The sequence below is a fragment of the Lascolabacillus sp. genome, assembly GCF_028696275.1.
Lineage (GTDB): Bacteria > Bacteroidota > Bacteroidia > Bacteroidales > Dysgonomonadaceae > Proteiniphilum > Proteiniphilum massiliensis.
Window position 1 is genome coordinate 1 of the sequence record NZ_JAQVHI010000040.1, and the last position, 19099, is coordinate 19099.

Annotated in this window: 17 protein-coding genes and 1 tRNA gene; 5 read left to right on the top strand and 13 right to left on the bottom strand. The window is 35.7% G+C overall.

Features of this window, described 5'->3' with window-relative positions; translation table 11 throughout:
* The 6 genes from PHO43_RS09810 to PHO43_RS08635 all read right to left on the bottom strand — a co-directional run.
* Positions 1-135 (bottom strand): twin-arginine translocation signal domain-containing protein (locus PHO43_RS09810; protein ID WP_353738329.1); only part of this gene is annotated, 135 nt, incomplete at its 3' end.
* 47 nt (positions 136-182) lie between these two features.
* Positions 183-1748 carry an SUMF1/EgtB/PvdO family nonheme iron enzyme gene (locus tag PHO43_RS08615; protein WP_045089843.1) on the bottom strand — a complete coding sequence of 522 codons (1566 nt, stop codon included), beginning with the start codon at positions 1746-1748 and terminating at the stop codon, positions 183-185.
* Positions 1749-1857: 109 nt separating this feature from the next.
* Entirely contained in the window at positions 1858-2586 is a 729-nt protein-coding gene (locus PHO43_RS08620) for a lipoate--protein ligase family protein (RefSeq protein WP_045089844.1), read from the bottom strand.
* Between the two features lie 9 nt (positions 2587-2595).
* Positions 2596-3546 carry a S41 family peptidase gene (locus PHO43_RS08625; protein WP_082057373.1) on the bottom strand — a complete coding sequence of 317 codons (951 nt, stop codon included), beginning with the start codon at positions 3544-3546 and terminating at the stop codon, positions 2596-2598.
* A gap of 59 nt (positions 3547-3605) precedes the next feature.
* Entirely contained in the window at positions 3606-4061 is a 456-nt protein-coding gene (locus PHO43_RS08630; RefSeq protein ID WP_045089845.1) for an RpiB/LacA/LacB family sugar-phosphate isomerase, read from the bottom strand.
* A gap of 35 nt (positions 4062-4096) precedes the next feature.
* Positions 4097-6121: a transketolase family protein gene (locus tag PHO43_RS08635; protein ID WP_045089846.1), complete on the bottom strand. Its 2025-nt coding sequence runs from the start codon at positions 6119-6121 to the stop codon at positions 4097-4099.
* 230 nt (positions 6122-6351) lie between these two features.
* On the opposite strand from PHO43_RS08635, the gene PHO43_RS08640 reads away from it, so the two are divergent.
* Positions 6352-7119, top strand: a complete 768-nt coding sequence (locus PHO43_RS08640) for a TrmH family RNA methyltransferase (RefSeq protein WP_288011942.1) — start codon at positions 6352-6354, stop codon at positions 7117-7119.
* 97 nt (positions 7120-7216) lie between these two features.
* On the opposite strand, the gene PHO43_RS08645 is transcribed toward PHO43_RS08640, so the two are convergent.
* Positions 7217-7292 (bottom strand) — tRNA-His (locus PHO43_RS08645).
* Between the two features lie 144 nt (positions 7293-7436).
* Here PHO43_RS08645 and PHO43_RS08650 point away from each other — a divergent pair.
* From PHO43_RS08650 to nth, 4 genes are read left to right on the top strand one after another with little or no spacing between them, the layout of a single operon-like run.
* Positions 7437-8036, top strand: a complete 600-nt coding sequence (locus PHO43_RS08650) for a bifunctional nuclease family protein (RefSeq protein ID WP_045089847.1) — start codon at positions 7437-7439, stop codon at positions 8034-8036.
* Positions 8037-8065: 29 nt separating this feature from the next.
* The gene (locus PHO43_RS08655) at positions 8066-8773 is read left to right on the top strand and encodes a 16S rRNA (uracil(1498)-N(3))-methyltransferase (protein WP_045089848.1); all 708 of its coding nucleotides are present in this window, start codon (positions 8066-8068) and stop codon (positions 8771-8773) included.
* A 12-nt stretch (positions 8774-8785) separates the two neighbouring features.
* The gene (locus tag PHO43_RS08660) at positions 8786-10336 is read left to right on the top strand and encodes a M81 family metallopeptidase (RefSeq protein WP_045089849.1); all 1551 of its coding nucleotides are present in this window, start codon (positions 8786-8788) and stop codon (positions 10334-10336) included.
* A 17-nt stretch (positions 10337-10353) separates the two neighbouring features.
* Positions 10354-11007 carry an endonuclease III gene (gene nth, locus PHO43_RS08665; RefSeq protein WP_045089850.1) on the top strand — a complete coding sequence of 218 codons (654 nt, stop codon included), beginning with the start codon at positions 10354-10356 and terminating at the stop codon, positions 11005-11007.
* Here nth and PHO43_RS08670 read toward each other — a convergent pair.
* The 6 genes from PHO43_RS08670 to PHO43_RS08695 all read right to left on the bottom strand — a co-directional run.
* Entirely contained in the window at positions 10981-12279 is a 1299-nt protein-coding gene (locus PHO43_RS08670; RefSeq protein WP_053826144.1) for a M23 family metallopeptidase, read from the bottom strand. The two genes, nth and PHO43_RS08670, sit on opposite strands and share 27 nt — an antisense overlap.
* Positions 12280-12349: 70 nt before the next feature.
* The gene (locus PHO43_RS08675) at positions 12350-13504 is read right to left on the bottom strand and encodes an aldose epimerase family protein (RefSeq protein ID WP_045089852.1); all 1155 of its coding nucleotides are present in this window, start codon (positions 13502-13504) and stop codon (positions 12350-12352) included.
* A 117-nt stretch (positions 13505-13621) separates the two neighbouring features.
* A complete protein-coding gene (locus tag PHO43_RS08680; RefSeq protein ID WP_045089853.1) occupies positions 13622-14623 on the bottom strand; it encodes a family 43 glycosylhydrolase in 1002 nt (333 codons plus the stop codon).
* A 66-nt stretch (positions 14624-14689) separates the two neighbouring features.
* Entirely contained in the window at positions 14690-15799 is a 1110-nt protein-coding gene (locus PHO43_RS08685; RefSeq protein ID WP_288011944.1) for a sialidase family protein, read from the bottom strand.
* Positions 15800-15822: 23 nt separating this feature from the next.
* On the bottom strand, positions 15823-17631 hold the full coding sequence (locus tag PHO43_RS08690; protein ID WP_045089855.1) for a glycoside hydrolase family 2 protein: 1809 nt from the start codon (positions 17629-17631) through the stop codon (positions 15823-15825).
* A 103-nt stretch (positions 17632-17734) separates the two neighbouring features.
* Positions 17735-19099: hybrid sensor histidine kinase/response regulator transcription factor (locus PHO43_RS08695; protein ID WP_288011946.1), on the bottom strand; the 1365-nt coding region annotated here is incomplete at its 5' end.

Genomic DNA, 19099 nt, shown 5'->3' on the forward strand with positions numbered 1-19099 from the left:
TCCACCTTTTCCTTTATTTCCACCACTACAAGATGTTAGCAAACCGGCAGAACCTGTGCCAATTACACCTACTGCACCTGCTACAGCAGAAGTCTTCAGGAATGATCTTCTGGTTAAATTATTTTCTTTTTTCATCTGGATAAATATTATGTAAAAAATAAATAGTCAATTTTCAATGTGTATTAAAATTCCGGATCGCATACAACGCGAAATCCAATACCTTTAATATCAGAATACCACCATATGCTTTTTGGTTGCTGTGGATCTGTTCTCATCCAATCATCATGTTGTGTATGAAAACGTGATGCACTACGTACATCTGAGGCATCAAAACTATAATTTCCTCCTCTTACAACCCATTCTTCACCCTCGGTGACTATAGGATCCACAGTTTTGCCTGATCTCTTACTATATGCTTCAGGATCATACTTATCAGCTGTATATTCAAGTACATTACCCAACATGTTCTTTAATCCAAATGGATTAGGCAGAACTTCCGATGGCAGTTGTGTACGACCGTTACTGTTATTATCATATATTACGTATGAACTTATGCTGTCGGTCTTAGCTTTAAATACATTTCTCATGAACCCTTTATTTGAAAACTCTTTAGGATTACCTTTGAAAAAATAAGCTGTCTCAGTTCCACCCCTTGCGGCGTATTCCCACTCGGCTTCGGTTGGTAATCTATATTTCTTTCCGGTCTTTTCTGATAACCATTGACAATATGTTTCAGCAGCATAATGTGTCATAGTGATTGCAGGTCTGTCTCCTTGTCCCCAACCCTGATCTGGATATCCGAAAGGTGGTGTGGGACCTGAGATTGCATCAACACCCAATGCTTTTAGATTATTTTCATATACAACTTCCGGGGGAGTTCTTCCTTCACTCATTGTTTCTGCATAAAATGCCCAGTACTGATCCCAGGTAGTTTCTACTTCTGCCATAAAAAATGGACTTACTGTAACTTCGTGTTGAGGCGATTCATCAGGTTTTCTGAAGGGCTCTTTTTCTGGGCTTCCCATCATAAATGTTCCGCCTTCAATTGCTATCATATTAAAAGAGACTGCAGTACCAGGTATCTGTTCCCTGAAATTAGTGAAAGAATTAACTGGTGTAGATTCTTTAAAATAGAGACTTGTGTCAACAGCATATGATCCACCCATTCCCGGTATTCCAACCATCTGTCCATGGGCATAATTTGGATTATAATGACCCGCATCTAAGTGACAGCTTATACATTGCAGATCAAGCTTCTCTACATTGTCATCATAATAAAGATGTGCTGTTATCCCATCATCAGTTATACCTTCAGGAAAAAGGTTCTGGTGGCATTTCACACATGATTCATTGGGAATATATTTTATTGCATATTCCAATTCTGATTTTTGATCCCAATTAAAATCTGCACTATCCTTAGTAAGGTATCCCCATAAATCTCTTGCTCCCAACACCGCTTTAGCAGAATAATGTGCCCATGTATTATCTGAAGGAGGTAGATGACAGTCAACACAATTAACCGTAACACCACTTCCATTATTTACATGTACCGATAACTGCCAGCTTTCCTCTGCATGTGGGTGTACATGACACATCATACAGGATTCATTTGTTGAAAAATATACCGATGTCTGATATAAAGCTGCAACAAAAACTACTCCTATTATTATTCCTATTGATATTAGAAAACCTTTTCGCTGGTGAAATTTCTTTTTGGGTTTGTTGTTCCTCTCTGAAATTCTCGACATTGTTGTTTAAATGATATAAAAATATGATTATTGCTTTCTTTTATATTGAAAGCATATGGCCCATAAAAGTACAAAAAAAATATAATAACAGAGAAAATAAATGTAAAAATTACATTTTGTAGTTCCAATCTCTCTGTATATACTTGTTTTTTCTAATCTCCTCTATTTTTTCAATCTCTTCTATTTGTAGATTGTTCAATTCATTTATATTGAAAAAAGACATAAGTCTCTCTTTAACAATCTCATAAAAACTTTTAACATCAGGAGCATTTCCATTACTCTTTAACAGATGTGTTTTAATGTTAATAACAGGACTAGGTACCGAAGCTGTTGCTTTTTTTACAGTGTTTTTTTGTTTGGAAGAAAGAACTCTTTGCAATACATTTAAATCTGTATCATATAAAAGTGTGCCGTGATGAAGCTCTCTACCACGAGAAATATGAGATGCTGTACCTGATATTTTATAACCATCAAGCCAGATATCTTTTCTTTTGCCTATTAAAGCTGGTATTCCTAATGAGTGAAGTGTATTTATTATTGGATTGAGGAACTTTGCACTCAAAGGTTCGTCTGTTTTATTTTGGATAAAGGAATAATTAATATTACCTCTATCATGATATACAGCTCCTCCTCCAGATAAGCGGCGAATAACAGTTATCTGGTTTTCAATACAAAAGTCTAAATCTACTTCGTTAATAACAGCTTGATTAGAACCAATTATTACACTAGAATCGTTGATGTATAGAAATACAAAGTCATCATATTTTTGACTGAAGAGATATTCTTCAGCAGCAAGATTGAATGATGGTATTGTAGAAGGTGAAACAACAATATTCATGTTTTGTGGCTACCTTTTTAATAGTTCTCTGGCTTTTTCAATAATTGTATCTCTGTTTTTCTCTTTATCTTCCTGCAACATACTTACATATATATCTGGTTCAACACCAAACTCTATGTGCTCTTTTTCAGCATTAAACATAGGTGAAGCAGAAAAACGAATTGACCATCCATTTGGGAGTTCGGATGAAAAAGGCAATCCACTTCCACCTCCTGTTTTATCTCCAATAATTGTTGACTGAGGAGCATATTTCATAATACTTACAAATTCATTGGTTGCACTATAACATCCTCTGTTGGTGAGTACGACAACAGGTTTTTGATATCTGACCCTATTTGAACTCTCAAGATACTTGGGATGAAGTTCTGAAAAATCATTATGACCCGGACCAATTTTATGAGAAATATAGCCAATAAGCGTTCTATCATTAAAGAAACGACTGGCTATTCTGTCAACATTGGTAAGATTACCTCCACCATTATTTCTCACATCAATTATCAATCCACTACAGATTGACATTTTCATCAGTATCTGATCCAAACTGGCATTACTAACATCATTTGAGAAATTACCATAATAAATGTAACCTACATTGTCTTCTAGAATTTTATACCACATACCTGAAGCCCTGCTGTATTCTGTCTCCTTTCCCAGGTATTGTTTTTGTATTTCTGAATCAAAATTTGCAGGATAATTTTCGTGCCATTCCCAATAACGAGTTACATCATGAGAAGCAGTTAAATTAACATGTCCATCTTTAAGTTCAGCAAGCATTTGACCCATAAGTTTAAATAATGCCTCATTATTCATATTGGGTGTAATACGTGAACTGTAATTTTTATAGACTGCATCCCAGTTTATATTCTTGTACTCAAAAAAACAATAGTTCCTATCGATAATATTCCAAAGAGCATCAAAATTGCCCTTTGGATTATTATCGAATTGAAAACTTGATTCCATACAGTTCTGAAAAAATAAAAACTGCAGGATTAAAAGTGTGACATATTTCTTTTTAATTCTTAGCCGCACGGTATTTTATTAACTCTTCTTTCATGCCTGCCACCTTCAAATGGTGTATTAAGGAACACTTTAAGTATTTCTAATATCTCATCATTATCAAGGAATCTTCCAGGAAGCGATAATACATTAGCATTATTATGAGCACGAGCATAAAATGTTATCTCAGGGTTCCAGCAAAGAGCGGCTCTTATTCCCTGATGCTTATTCAATGTCATGTTTATACCGTTTCCCGTTCCACACATTGCAATACCAAATCTGCATTCGCCACTCTCAACTGCCAGTGCCAAAGGGTGAGCATAATCTGTATAATCTGTACTATCGGTAGAATAGGCTCCAAAATCCTTATATTTCAGGCCCATATCTTCCAACACCTTTATTATGTAGCTCTTGGCATTGAAACCTGCATGGTCTGATGCAAGTCCGATAGGTTTTTCCGAGTCATTAAAATCTGACATGATACCTAGTTATTTAATTTTTATGCTTCTTATGTTTACAAAATTTTAAGTACTTGTTCATAAACATTTTTACCTGTATATCCAAGTTTTTCATCCAATACAGTATATGGTGCGGAGAATCCAAAAGAGTTAAGCCCCCACACAGTACCATCAGCTCCTACTAATCCCTCTAATGTAACAGAAAGCCCAGCTGTTAGTCCGAATTTCTTTTTCCCTTTCGGTAATATTAAATCCTGATATTCTTGTGATTGAGAACGGAATAATCCTTCAGAAGGCACTGAAACAATTCTAACTTTTATTCCATCTTTACGAAGCAACTCTGCACCTTCCACCAGAGTTGACACTTCCGAACCTGAAGCTAATAAAATCACATCATAGTTATGATCATCTTCAACAATATAAGCTCCTCTTTCAGCTTTAAGTGCTTCGGTAAATCTAGACTCTGCAGCTGGAAGATCTTTAATATTTTGTCTCGAAAGTATCAAACCTGTTGGAGAATTATCATTCTCTAATGCTAACTTCCATGCAATGGTTGTTTCATGAACATCTGCAGGGCGAAGAACAAGCATAGAGTTTTTACCACTGTGATTTTGAAGTTTCTCCAGCAGACGAATCTGAGCTTCCTGTTCAACCGGCTGATGTGTTGGTCCATCTTCTCCAACTCTAAATGCATCATGTGTCCAGATAAATATTACCGGCGTTTCCATAAGTGCTGCTACACGGATTGACGGTTTCATATAATCAGAGAATGCGAAGAATGTACCACATGCCGCAATAACTCCTCCATGCAAACTCATACCAATACTAAGACACGACATTGTAAATTCTGATACACCAGCCTGAAGGAATGCTCCTGAAAAATCACCTTTCTTAAATGACTTTGTTTTCTTTAGGAAACCATCAGTTTTATCTGAGTTTGAGAGGTCTGCTGAAGCAACTATCATATTTTCAACCTTCTGTGCCAGTTCACTTAAGACTGCAGCTGAACCTGCCCTGGTAGCTGAATTAGGTTTTTGTTGGATAGCTTGCCAGTCGATCTCTGGAAGTTCTCGCGAGAACCACTTCCTTTTTTTCTCTACCAATTCTGGATTGGCTTTTGCCCATTCCTCAAATTTTGCTTGTTTTGCTGATACAATCTTCTTTAATTCCTGTTTTCTTTTATCATATAATGCTTGAGCTTCGGGAAATATCTCAAATGGGTTATCAGGATTCCCGCCGAGATTCTTAATTGTTTGATTAATATCAGCTCCTGCAGCAGTTAAAGGCTGACCATGTGTTGACACCTTACACTCAAAAGAAGAATTATCTGCAGCTAATGCACCTTTCCCCATAATAGTCTTACCAATTATCAGAGTAGGTTTTTCTTTCTCATCTTTTGCTTCAGTAAGTGCATTACGTATCTGCTCTACATCATTCCCATCAATCGTAATAACTTTCCAGTTCCAAGCTTCGTATTTTTTCGCAATATCTTCACTTGTAACTACATCTGTAGTTGTTGATAACTGAATTTCATTTGAATCATAAAACATTATTAGATTATCCAGTCCAAGATGGCCTGCAATTCGCCCAACACCTTGTGATACCTCTTCCTGAATCGTACCATCTGAAATAAAACTGTAGATAGTATGATCCATTATATCTCCAAGTCTAGCTTTTAAAAACTTTGCTGCGATTGCTGCTCCTGCACTAAAAGCATGTCCTTGTCCAAGTGGCCCAGATGTATTCTCAATTCCTCTCAAAACATCTCTCTCCGGGTGACCTGGGGTGGGACTACCCCACTGACGGAAGTTTTTCAGTTCTTCAATTGAAAACTTACCACTTAGACATAAAACAGAGTATAACATGGCTGACATATGGCCTGGATCAAGAAAGAATCTGTCTCTTGATTCCCAAGTTGGATTTTCAGGGTCATACTCTAGGAATTCCGTGAACAGTACATTTATAAAATCCGCGCCACCCATTGCACCACCTGGATGCCCTGATTTTGCCTTTTCTACCATTGATGCCGAAAGAATACGGATATTGTCGGCTGCCCTGTTCATTAATGCATTATCATTCATAAAAATCGATCAAATATTGTTATTCATTTATAGCAAATAGTTATTATACTATTCACATAAAAGTAGATTATTTACAAAGATAGTTATTTTTTAAATCTACCTACCCTATAGTTTGATATGTTTATACCTTCATTTGCCTTAAAACCTGACCTAATCGACAGATAAAATGATTAATTTTACACTCAGAATAAAGTTTGAAATTATGAATTGATTAATATTTGAGAATGATAATGAGTTTAAGTAATAACAAGATAAAATATATACGTTCACTTAAAGATAAAAAATTTAGAAATGAACATAACACCTTTGTTGCAGAAGGCACAAAACTAGTTTTTGATTTAATTAATAGTTGTGAATGTCAGCTTATTGTTGCACTTCCAGAGATTATTAACATTTATCCTGAGATAAATTCAATGTCAAAGGAGGTTATTATAGCTAGTCCGAATGAAATAAAGAAGGCAACATTTTTGAAAACACCTCCTACAATTATTGCTGTTTTCTATCAGAAAAAATCAAATATAAACAAAGATGATCTTAAGAACAAACTCTCATTAGTTCTTGATGGGGTTCAGGATCCAGGTAACATGGGTACTATAATACGCATTGCAGATTGGTTTGGGATAGAGCATGTTTTCTGCTCTGAGGATTGTGCTGACGTTTATAACCCTAAAACTGTACAGGCTACTATGGGATCAATTGCAAGGGTATCTGTCGTATACACAGATTTAAAAAAACTATTAGAAGAACTTTCAGATATACCTGTTTACGGTACATTATTAAATGGCAATAACATATATGATGAGAAACTAACAGAAAATGGATTAGTTATTATGGGAAGTGAAGGTAAAGGTATAAGTGCTGATATAATTAATTATATCGATAACAAGCTGTATATTCCCGAATATCCTTTAGGTGTTAGGTCTTCAGAATCACTTAATGTTGCTGTGGCAACCTCAGTTATTTGCTCTGAATTCAGAAGAAGATCACTCTCAAAATAGAACAATAGCTAATAAAACAAAAAAATCACGTATTTACTTATACGTGATTACCTAAAACTAATCTTATGAGAATGAAAAATCTCCTCTTGGAGGATGTGGGTGGAAAACGGGGCTCGAACCCGCGACCTTCGGAACCACAATCCGACGCTCTAACCAACTGAGCTACAACCACCATTTGATTTTGTGAGTGCAAAGATACAAAATTTTTAAATATTACACACCTAAATCGACCAAATTTTCAAAAATAGTTTGCTGAAAATTATTAGTGACAAAAAATTACTATATTTGAAGTTGCTATTAAATAAAGAACAGTATAAATGGAGAACAAAAGAGTTAAACTATCCATATTGGGGATATCATTCAGTCAGGTTCAAGCTGGCGCATATGCCCTTATATTTTCTGAAGAAAATGGCATCCGTCGCTTGCCAATTGTAATTGGAACACCTGAGGCTCAATCAATTGCCATTGTGATGGAGGGGATAACTCCACCTAGACCTTTATCACATGATCTGATGTGTTCAATTTTTAAAAAGCTTAATATTAATCTAATTGAGGTAGTTATATACAAATTTGAAGAGGGTGCATTCTTTTCAGAACTGATACTTGAGAATGATGGTATAACATATAAGATTGACTCTCGCACTTCAGATGCTGTTGCATTGGCAATTAGAACAAACTCACCAATATATACAACGGAAGAAATAATGCAGAATATGGCAGTTGTCTTTGATGAACAGGCTTCGTCGGTTGAGGAAGATTATCCTAAGAAAGTAAAAGAAGACAGCGATGATGAAGAGTTATCCAGTCTTCGTCTCGAAGCTCTCAAACACCGTCTCACTGATGCTGTTAATGAGGAAAATTATGAATTGGCTACTAAACTGCGTGATGAGATAAACCGTAGGGAAAACATATCCTAAAATTAAAAAAGTACCGAAATTAAATAGTAATGTCTTTTAATCTATTTTATAGTCCAGACATAGATAACATCTCCCAGCTACCAGAATATGAATCGCAACATTGTGTGAAGGTTCTTCGCATGCGCTCCGGCGACAAATTAACTGTTACTGACGGTAAAGGCTTTTTTTATGACTGTGAATTGATTGATGCAAACTCAAAAGGCTGCACAATAAGTGTTCTAAATCGTTACGAAGTGCCAACTGGAAGAAATTTCAAACTTCATATTGCGTTTTCTCCAACTAAACAGATGGACAGGAACGAATGGTTTATTGAAAAAGCAACTGAGATTGGAATTGACAAATTCACACCAATATATTCTAATTTCTCCGAAAGAAAAGATATTAAGACAGAGAGATTAAAAAAAATTGCTATTTCAGCAATTAAACAGTCACAGCAAGCTTCATTACCTGAGATTGACATACAGGTAAGCTTCAATGATTTTATTTCAATGCAATTCAATTCAAAGAAGTATATTGCTCACTGCTATGATAAACCCAAAACACCATTAACCCAGTTATACAATAAAGGAGATGATGCTCTAATACTTATTGGTCCTGAAGGTGATTTTAGTGAAGAAGAGGTGGAATCTGCAATTAAAAATGGTTTTGAACCAATTAGTTTGGGAGAGACACGACTTCGTACCGAAACTGCATGCCTTGTTGCCATGCATACTATTCATGTTGTAAACAATCAATAAAATATATTCATTATGAAAAAGATAATTCTTGTTGTTTCTGTTACAGTCATACTGATTCTGACAGGATGTAAGAGTCAAAATAGCAATGAACTTCCAAGAATAGCAATTGCAGGGATTGCTATTGAATCAAGCACTTTTTCTCCTGCTGTATCACACGAAGAGGCTTTCAGAGCTCGTGAAGGCGATGATGTATTTAGTTATTATCCTTTCATGAATCCTGACTCTGGTATTATAGACAGAGCTGTTTGGTTACCAACATTACGTGGTCACGCTATGCCGGGTGGTATAGTTACTCGTGAGGCATATGAGTCGTTGGTTACTAAAACACTAACTATGCTAGAAGCAAGTCTTCCCCTGGATGCTTTATTCTTTGACATTCATGGTGCTATGAGTGTTCAAGGACTTGATGACCCAGAAGGCGACTTTTTAGTTAGAATAAGAGAATTGGTTGGTAACGATGTTTTAGTGTCAACAACCATGGATCTACATGGTAGTGTGTCTCCACGATTAGCAAAATACTCAGACTTAATAACCTGCTATAGACTTGCACCTCATGAAGATGCGATAGAAACTAAAAAAAGAGCTGTAACAAATTTACTCAAACGTCTTGAAACAGGTAAAGGTAAACCAGCCTATAAAGCCTGGATTCCGGTACCTATTCTACTCCCTGGAGAAAAGACAAGTACTCGTATTGAACCGGGCAAAGGTTTATATGAATTAATCCCCGGACAAATTAATGGAGATAACGTTATAGACGCTTCAATTTGGATGTCATATCCATGGGCTGATGAACCTAGAAATCACGGGGTAGTTATGGCATATGGAGATGATAAGGAATCTGTAGCAAAAGCTGCTGAGACATTAGCAAAACACTTCTGGGATGTCAGAGAAGAGTTTGAGTTTGTTGCACCTACAACATACTTTGATGATGCTATGAATCAGGCTCTTGCCAGTGATAAAAAGCCATTTATTATAAGTGATATGGGTGATAACCCAACAGCTGGAGGTGCAGGTGATGTTACTTGGACTTTACATGAAATATTCAAACGTCCTGAATTTAAGGCTGCGAATAGTAAAAAGCTGATTTATTCTTCAATACCTGGACCAGAATTAATAAAAAAAGCATTGGAAGTAGGTGTAGGCGGACATGTCAGTGAACTTGCCGGAGCTGAAGTAGATGATCGTTTTGCACCACCAATCAAGATAGAAGGTGAAATAACAGCAATTAAAGAGAGTGATAATAACACGGAAGTAGTGGTTAAATCAGGTAATATCTATACTATAGTTACTGAAAAAAGAAATGCATATCACTATGAAAGAAATTATACCGACCTTGGATTAAACCCCAGAGAAATAGATATTCTGGTAAACAAGATTGGTTATCTAACACCTGAGTTGTATGACATAAGAGCTGACTGGGTAATGGCGTTAACTCCGGGAGGAGTAGATCAAGACTTATTACGATTGCCATACAAAAGGATAAACCGACCGATGTATCCGCTTGATCCTGACATGGCTGATCCAGATCTTAGCGCTCAATTTATCCCATTGGCCAATGAATAAAAAGCAGGTTGATAGTAATGACAAAAAGAGAACGTTACAGAAAAGTTTTGGAGTGGTTTGAAGAAAATGCAGAATCATCTGAGACAGAGTTGCATTACGAAACTAACTTTCAGTTGCTGATAGCGGTTATCTTATCGGCACAATGCACTGACAAAAGAGTTAATTTAATCACTCCACCACTTTTCAAAGACTTCCCTACTCCTGAGGTAATGGCAGAAACTACACCTGAGGTGATATTTGAATATATAAAATCATGTTCATACCCTAATAATAAGTCGAAGAGCCTTGTAGGGATGGCCAAAAAACTTGTAAATGATTTTAATGGAACTGTTCCATCAGATATTGATTCATTATTAACCATACCTGGAGTCGGACGAAAAACAGCAAATGTTATTCTGGCTGTTGCTTATGATAAACCTGCAATGCCTGTAGATACACATGTTTTTCGTGTTTCGAATAGAATTGGTCTGACAAATAACTCAAAAAGTCCTCTCGAAACTGAAAAAGAGCTTGTAAAATATATACCTGAGAATTTGCTTTCCAAAGCACATCACTGGCTAATCTTACATGGAAGATATATCTGTATAGCAAGAAAACCCAAATGTCACGAATGTGGATTAAAAGATTGGTGTAAATACTATAAATTAAACCCCTTGAGTAATTCTAACTGAGTCAGATTCAGAAACATAGAATTGCCTAATATATTTCAAACTGTCCAGCTCAGCAGTTACTCTTTCGAACACCAAAATAAAACTATCACGTAGTTCAGGCTTTACAGGCAATGATGGTGGAGCCTCCATTGTTAATGGATTAATGGGCTGGTTGTTTTTGTGTACTCTGAAATCGAGGTGTGGACCTGTTGAAAGACCTGTTGATCCAACATATCCTATTACTTCTCCTTGCGTTACTCGCCTCCCCTTTTCAATACCTTTTGCAAATTTACTCAAATGCATATATGTTGTTGTGTAAACTGCATTATGTTTAATTTTAAGATAATTTCCGGCACCATTTGCCTGATATGCTTTTTCTACCACAACTCCATCACCTATTGATTTAACAGGAGTACCTGTTGGTGCAGCATAATCAACTCCATGGTGAGCTCGATATCTTTTTAATATAGGGTGAAATCGGGCATTGGTAAATCTTGAAGTAATCCTGTAATAATCTAAAGGAGATTTCAGAAATGCTTTACGCAAGCTATTTCCCTCCTCATCAAAATATTCTCTTATAGAGTCCTGCTCAAAAGGTATTGCCCTAAACTTCTTACCCTGATGAGTAAATATTGCTCCCTCAATAGAAGCAATATCCACGTATGTAGTATCATCTATATATGCGGCATCATACATTAACCTGAAAGAGTCTCCTTCTTTTACATCAAAGAAATCAATTTGCCATGCAAATATATCAGAGAGTTTTAGTGCCAGAATAACCGGAGCTTCTGCATCTATAAGGGTATTCCAGAGGGAAGAAGTAATTGTTCCCTCAACATATTCGCGACGATGTGTTATTGGTTTTGTTGATTCAAATGCGGAAATAGAATCATTGCAAAAATCTATCACCACATAATCAGTTTTATTCTTTTCAAACACAAGATATTTAATAGCTCGCGTACTGTCTTTAGTTGTTATTGTTGCGTAATTATTACCTATTTGTAGTTTAGAAGCAGAATACAGAGGTTCCATTACATTACTAACCTCTTCGATTTTTGCTGGAGTGAATCCTAGGTCAGATAATATAGTAGATAACAGGTCGCCTCTTTCAATTTGATAATTTGAAACATTTAAAGAATCAACACAAATTCCATATTTATACTCACTGGTATCTATAAATTCATCTTCAGATTCAACATTCTTTTCCTGTCTTATGCTACATGATGAAATTATCAGAATAGAAAAAAGTAATATTATAAACCTTGTGTTTTTCTTTATTTTAAATTGAAACATTTTCACTCCTATTTACACTTACAAAAACAATTCAACCGATTTATATTTGAATATAAACCGGTTGAATAAATTAATTTTCTACTGAGAATTTGTATATACAACGACTTGTATAAGTTTCTCCCGGCTTCAAATATGGTGAAGGCCAGTTGGATTTATTTGGTGAATCAGGATATTTCTGAGTCTCCAGACATATTGCATTTCGTTTATTATAAACTGCTCCATATTTACCTACATTGGTCCCGTCAAGAAAATTACCTGTATAAACCTGTAATCCCGGTTCAGTAGTATAAACTTCTAACAGTATTCCAGTCTCCTGTGAATAAACAGATGCTGCAAGTTGAGATATATCACCCCCTGTATTAAGAACCCAGTTATGGTCATAACCATCTCCAAACTTCAATTGCTCATATTCATAATTATCAATACGCTCACCAATTACATTTGAGTTTCTGAAATCCATAGGTGTCCCCTCAACTGTCAATATCTCACCTGTAGTCATAAAAGTGTCATCAACAGGTGTAAACTGATCTGCATTTATGGTAAGGACATCATTCAGAATCGTTTTATTTGCGTCTCCTGATAAATTAAAATATGAGTGATTTGTAAGATTTACAATAGTCTCTTTATCGGTTTCAGCTTCATACTGAATATCAATAGCGTTATCATTTGTAAGTATCATTGTAACTTTCACTGAAAGATTACCTGGGAAGCCTGCCTCTCCATCTTCTGACAAGTATGTAAGTTCCAGAGTCTGATTATCAATTTGATTTGCCTTAAATACTTTTTTATCAAAGCCTTCCGGACCACCATGAAGAGTGTGTCCAAAATTATTCTGAGGAAGTTGATACTCTACACCCTCTACTGTTATTTTTCCATGGGCAATTCTGTTGCCGTAACGTCCAATTGTTGCACCAAAATTGTTATCTGTAGCTCTGTAGTCATCAATATTATCATAACCTAATACTACATCTTTCATGTTTCCATCACGATCAGGAACCATAACAGATACAATTCTTCCTCCATAGTTTGTTATTGATACCTCAACACCGTTTGCATTGGAGAGTACAAAAAGATCTATAGAATCTCCATTTAATGAAGATTGAAAATCACTTCTCTTAATTCCGGATAAAGTAGCCAGCTCTGTATTTGTCTCTTGCTTGTTATTTGTACAAGCCACAACTGTAATTACTACTAACAATAAAACAATTTGATAAAATTTCTTCATATTCCTTTTAATATTTTCCGTTAGAATGTTCTACTAATCTTACATGTACATTTTCTGTACGCAAATGTAAGAAAATATTCTTTAATCCTTAAGCTTTTATTTGTGTTTTGACTTATTCTAAAATTCTGGCTTTTCTGCTTCAAGAGATGGAGAACCTCCCTCTATATAAGGCCAGTCGTTATTCCATTTGACCTTATCCATCATAAGTACACGACCTTTTGGTTTTTCAACCGATACTGCATGGTAAAAAATCCAGTCATTCCCATTATTATCCTGGACAATTTCTGAGTTATGTCCTGTCCCTACAAATCTATCATTTTTCTTTATAATGACCTCATGATTATTCTCCAACATTGGCCTTCCCTGTTTGTCAACGTAAGGTCCAAAAAGAGTTTCTGAACGACCAACAACGGTTGTATAAGTACTATTAAGTCCTTCACAACACGATCCTATAGAAGCAAACATATAAAAATATCCATTTCTTTTATGAATATAAACTCCTTCATATGCAGTGCCTGCTACCTGTTTCTTTTCTGCTCCGGGTTTTAAAGACAATCCGTCATCAGACAGTTCTATGCAATATATTCCTCTGAAGCTTCCCCAGAAAAGATATTTTTTACCTCCTTCTTCAATATAAAACTGATCAATAGAGTTTTGAACACCTATCTCATTACTTATGAATAATTTACCATGATCTGTAAATGGTCCTTCCGGACTGTCAGATGTTGCTACACCAATTCCGCAGGTCCATTCTCCACCCCAAACTGACATTGAATAATACAAAACATATTTACCATTTATGTAATTTATATCAGGAGCCCAAAGACCACCTTTTGGTTCAAAAGAAGGTCTTGTCTCATTTGTAAATGCTGTACCAACAAAATCCCAGTCAACTAAATTAGAAGATTTGTAGATTGGAGTATTCCTGATATCCTCTGTAGCGTAGAGATAAAAATTGCCATCTTCTGCTTTAATAATTGTCGGATCCGGCAAACTTAAATTTATAACAGGATTTCTGTAGACATTAACCGAAGTTGGATCAACATCAACAATCTCATTTGCTTTACAACTAAGGATCGACAATAATAAAAATATTATATATATATATGTTGTTTTCACATCATTATTATTTGTAAAAGAAACAATCTAATATTTTGTGGATTATATCTTTTTGAGAATCATTTATCACTTTGAAACAATTTCCCCTTTGATCATCCAAACTCCAATTTTTTCTGAACTAAAGTTTGTCGAAGCAATTGCTGCAACTCTATTATTCCCTAAATCAGATAATGAGTTCCATTTCGCTTCTTTATTTACAGGTACATCAAATGGTTGAGTTGGATTTCTAAAATCATAAGGTTTATCGCTAATTACCACCTCCATAGTAGAGAGTTCCCAGTTAGATGATCTGTTTTCAGTTGTTTGATAAGAAATCAGATACACACCATTATTAGTTCTTATCATATATGGTGCACCAGCGTAAACTGTATCAGGAAGATTTTCTCTTAGTGTTGTGTATCTATAAGATGAATCAAATAATACAGGATTTTCCCAACTGTTATTGATTGAACTACTTACTATCCAAGGCTTAAACTGTCCTGAAACATTATCTTCAATTACAACATATATTGATTCTCCATCGTGCACCCCTACCGGCATACCGTCTCGATGTCCCTTACGAAAACTAACCGTTTTAGGTTCAATATCCCACGTAAAACCATTATCAGTTGAAGTCAATACTGAAATCTCCTGTTCATCAGATTCCTGATATGGATATTCGTTGGCAAAATATATATGTAGTGTACCATCAGGCAATTGCAAAAATGATGGTTCCCAACAACCATTACTGAATATATCTGCAGCTTGAAACAAAATATCCGCATCAGACCATGTAAAACCGTTATCACGACTTCTTTTCAAAGCGATTGAATATGGATAAACTCCCTCTTTCCGAGGGCGCAGGTTTACAGCAAGCAATAAGTCGCCATCGCGGAGTTGTATAATTTCAGGATTGGCAATATTAACTCTTGTTTCTTCTCCTGTATTCGCATCAATAAAATTAAAAGCTTCAAATGATGCTATAAGATTATTCCATGTTAAACCATCATCGTAACTCTTTTTTATAACTACATCACCTCTTCTGTTTTCAAAAACTGCCAGTAATGATTCATCATTGAGTCTTATTAAACGAGGATAACCTCCCTCGTCTGAAATACAGACAAGAGAGGTATTATCCCATTCTATATAGTAATCCTTTTCATTATGATTCTCCCTGTTTTCACAGGATAGCACCATGAGAAGGAAAACTGACAAAAATATTAATCGTTCAAAATATTGCATATTTCCTGGTTAACTTTCCTAACTCTGGCTTCGTCAACCTTCACTAGTTTACGATCATATGTGAGTAGTCCGTTTACTTCAACCTCCACGTCAGTAGTCTGAGTATAAACTGCAGCAGAGAATCCTTGACGAATTAACTGTTTAAGTTCTTCGGCATATTTAACATATTCATCTGTAACTTCTTTTGAGCTGTTAAACTGAACATATCCCCAGTTACGGTCAGGTTCCCAAAGGTGTTCTTTATTTGCCCAGCCAATACCGCCATATTCACCCAATACAGTTGCTCTCTGAGCATCATATAAATACATTCTTGGATTTGGATAATTATGCAAGTCAAGAATATCTCCTGTTGTGTAGTGATTACCACCACTAGCAGGGTTTACAAGACGTGTTGGGTCGTATGATTTTGTCCATTCAGTAATTTCCTTTGTTTTAAATTGTCCCCATGCTTCGTTAAATGGTACCCAAACACCTACTGAAGGATAAGAATAAAGATAATCAATGATTTCTTTCCATTCCTGACGATAGTTAGCTTCTGATTCGGCTGAACGAACTCTTTCATTACCGGTAAAGTAATTATGCATTTGCCATTCCGGACTGCGATCACCATTTGGCATATCCTGCCATACAATAATTCCATGACGGTCACAGTGTGTATACCAACGTGCTGGTTCAACCTTAACGTGCTTACGTATCATATTAAATCCTAAATCTTTAGTTTTAATAATATCGTATTCAAGAGCTTCATCGGTTGGAGCAGTATATAATCCATCAGGCCACCATCCCTGGTCTAGTGGACCAAACTGGAACAGATCTTTGTTATTTAGTTGTAGTCTAACTATACCTTTATCATCACGTTTAGTTGAATACTTTCTCATAGCAGCATAACTGTTAACCTTGTCAAGCTGCTTGTTTCCATCATAAACTACAACCTCAAGATCATATAAATGTGGGTTATCGGGTGTCCAAAGCTTCACATTTTGTGGCATAGCTATTTCAACAGGTTGTTTGTTTATTGATTTACCCTTGGCAACTATACTGTTTCCATCCTTAACTGTTACTTCAACTCTGTTTGCAGAGGTGTAAATATTAGTAATAGCATCTACTAAAAGTGTATTATTATCAATATTAGGAGTTACTTTCAAGTCTTTGATATAAGTCTCAGGAACAGGTTCCAGCCAAACAGTCTGCCATATACCTGTAACTGGTGTGTACCAAATTCCCTCAGGTCTGTTAACCTGTTTTCCTCTTGGTTGAAATCCTCTGTCTGTAGGATCCCATACTTTTACTTTTATAGTGTTTGTACCATTAACAAGAGCTGCAGTTATATCAAATGAAAATGGTGTGTAGCCTCCTTGGTGGCGACCAACCTTAACATCATTAACCCAAACATCTGCTCTCCAATCCACTGCTCCAAAGTGAAGCAATATTTTATTGTTTCTCCATTTTGAAGGAACTGTAAATTCACGTTGATACCACAGTTCTTTATCTTCACCAACTCTTTTTTGAACACCAGAAAGACTTGATTCAACAGCAAAGGGAACAAGTATTTCTCCATCATAACTGGATGGTTGCTGACCCACAGGTAAAATAGCATAATTCCATAAGCCATTTAAATTTTGCCATTCAGTACGTTCCATTATTGGTCTTGGATACTCAGGCAAAACATTATTAACATCAATTTCTGATGCCCATTTAGTCTTTAATTTATCTCCGGCAGGTTTCCATTGTGCCGAGATATTTAATGTAATTAATACTGTAAATAATAAGGTAAAAATTGTTCTCATATAAATTTATTTTAGGGTTATTATCTTACGGTTACGAAAATAGTTTTTAAAGCAAGTCCACCTGATAAAATATTGTTCAATAAATAGCAATTTCTTCTCAAACTTACCTCTGTTCCTGAAATTCCTTAGGTAGAATACCAAATTGTTGTTGGAAACATTTGGTAAAGTATGAAGGAGAGTTAAAACCTACCATATAGCAAACTTCGTTTACTTTATAATCTTCTTCTCTGAGAAGATAAGCAGCTTTTTTTAATCTCTCTACCCTTAGGTATTCATTTGGAGTCAGATCAAGAACACCCTTAACTTTTCTGTAAAAACTTGCTCTGCTCATATTAAAATGTTCTGCCATATTTTCTACGTTAAAATCAGATTCTGCCAAGTTATCCTGAACCAGAGTATTCAATTTCTTAATAAACTCCTCATCTGATTTTGTTAAAGCAACTATAGCAGCACCTGTAAAAGGGTTATTAAAAAATGACTCCCGTAGCTTTTCTCTCCCCTGAAGCAGGTTTTCAATCCTGGCTAACAGGACATCAACAGAAAACGGTTTATCTAAATAAGCATCAGCTCCAAGTTCATAACCTTGCACTTTCGACTGATTGGTAACTTTTGCTGTTAGCAGTATAACAGGAATGTGACTAAATTCAATATCTGATTTCACTCGTTCCATGAATTCGAGTCCATCCATTTCAGGCATCATGATATCACTTACAACAATATTCACGTTCGATTTTTTCAAAACTTCCAACGCTTCTTTTCCGTTTTCAGCAATAAGAACATTGTAATATTCAGATAGAAATTTACTTTCAAACTGCAATAGCTCTATGTCATCATCAACCAATAAAACAGTAGTTTTTCTGTTTAATTCACCTCCATTATTGCTTACAAACAGTTCATTGTAATCTACTTTTTCAATTACCTTTTCCTCTTGTCTGATATCACCCACCGGTAAAATCAAATGAAACCTGTTAACCAATGAGTCATTCTCCAATCTCAGAGACCCATTATGCAGCTGTGACAATGAGCTTGCCAGAGCTAACCCAATACCTGTACCGGAACCATTCTTTACTTCATCAGCAGCAAATTGCACAAAGGGCTTAAACACCTCTTCCTCATACTCCTGCGGAATCAGTTCTCCATCATTTTCTGTAAAAAGATGAAACTGTTGATCCTTATCCTGAATATAGGCGTTAACTCTTACGTAGCTTTCACAATACTTAATTGCATTATTTAAAAGATTACTCAATATCTTTAAAAAGGCATCTTTATCTATTTGCACAAGCATATCTGTGTCAGGCAGGTAAAACTCAAACTCAATTCCTTTTTGTTTTGCAAATGGTGTAAAGCGTAGTTGTGACTCCTTTATTAATTGTGTAACATTTTGAGGTTCAAGGCTAAGAAGGTATGAATCTGATTCTGTTTTACGAAAATCGAGTAATTGATTTGTTAAATCCAGTAAACGGTCGGT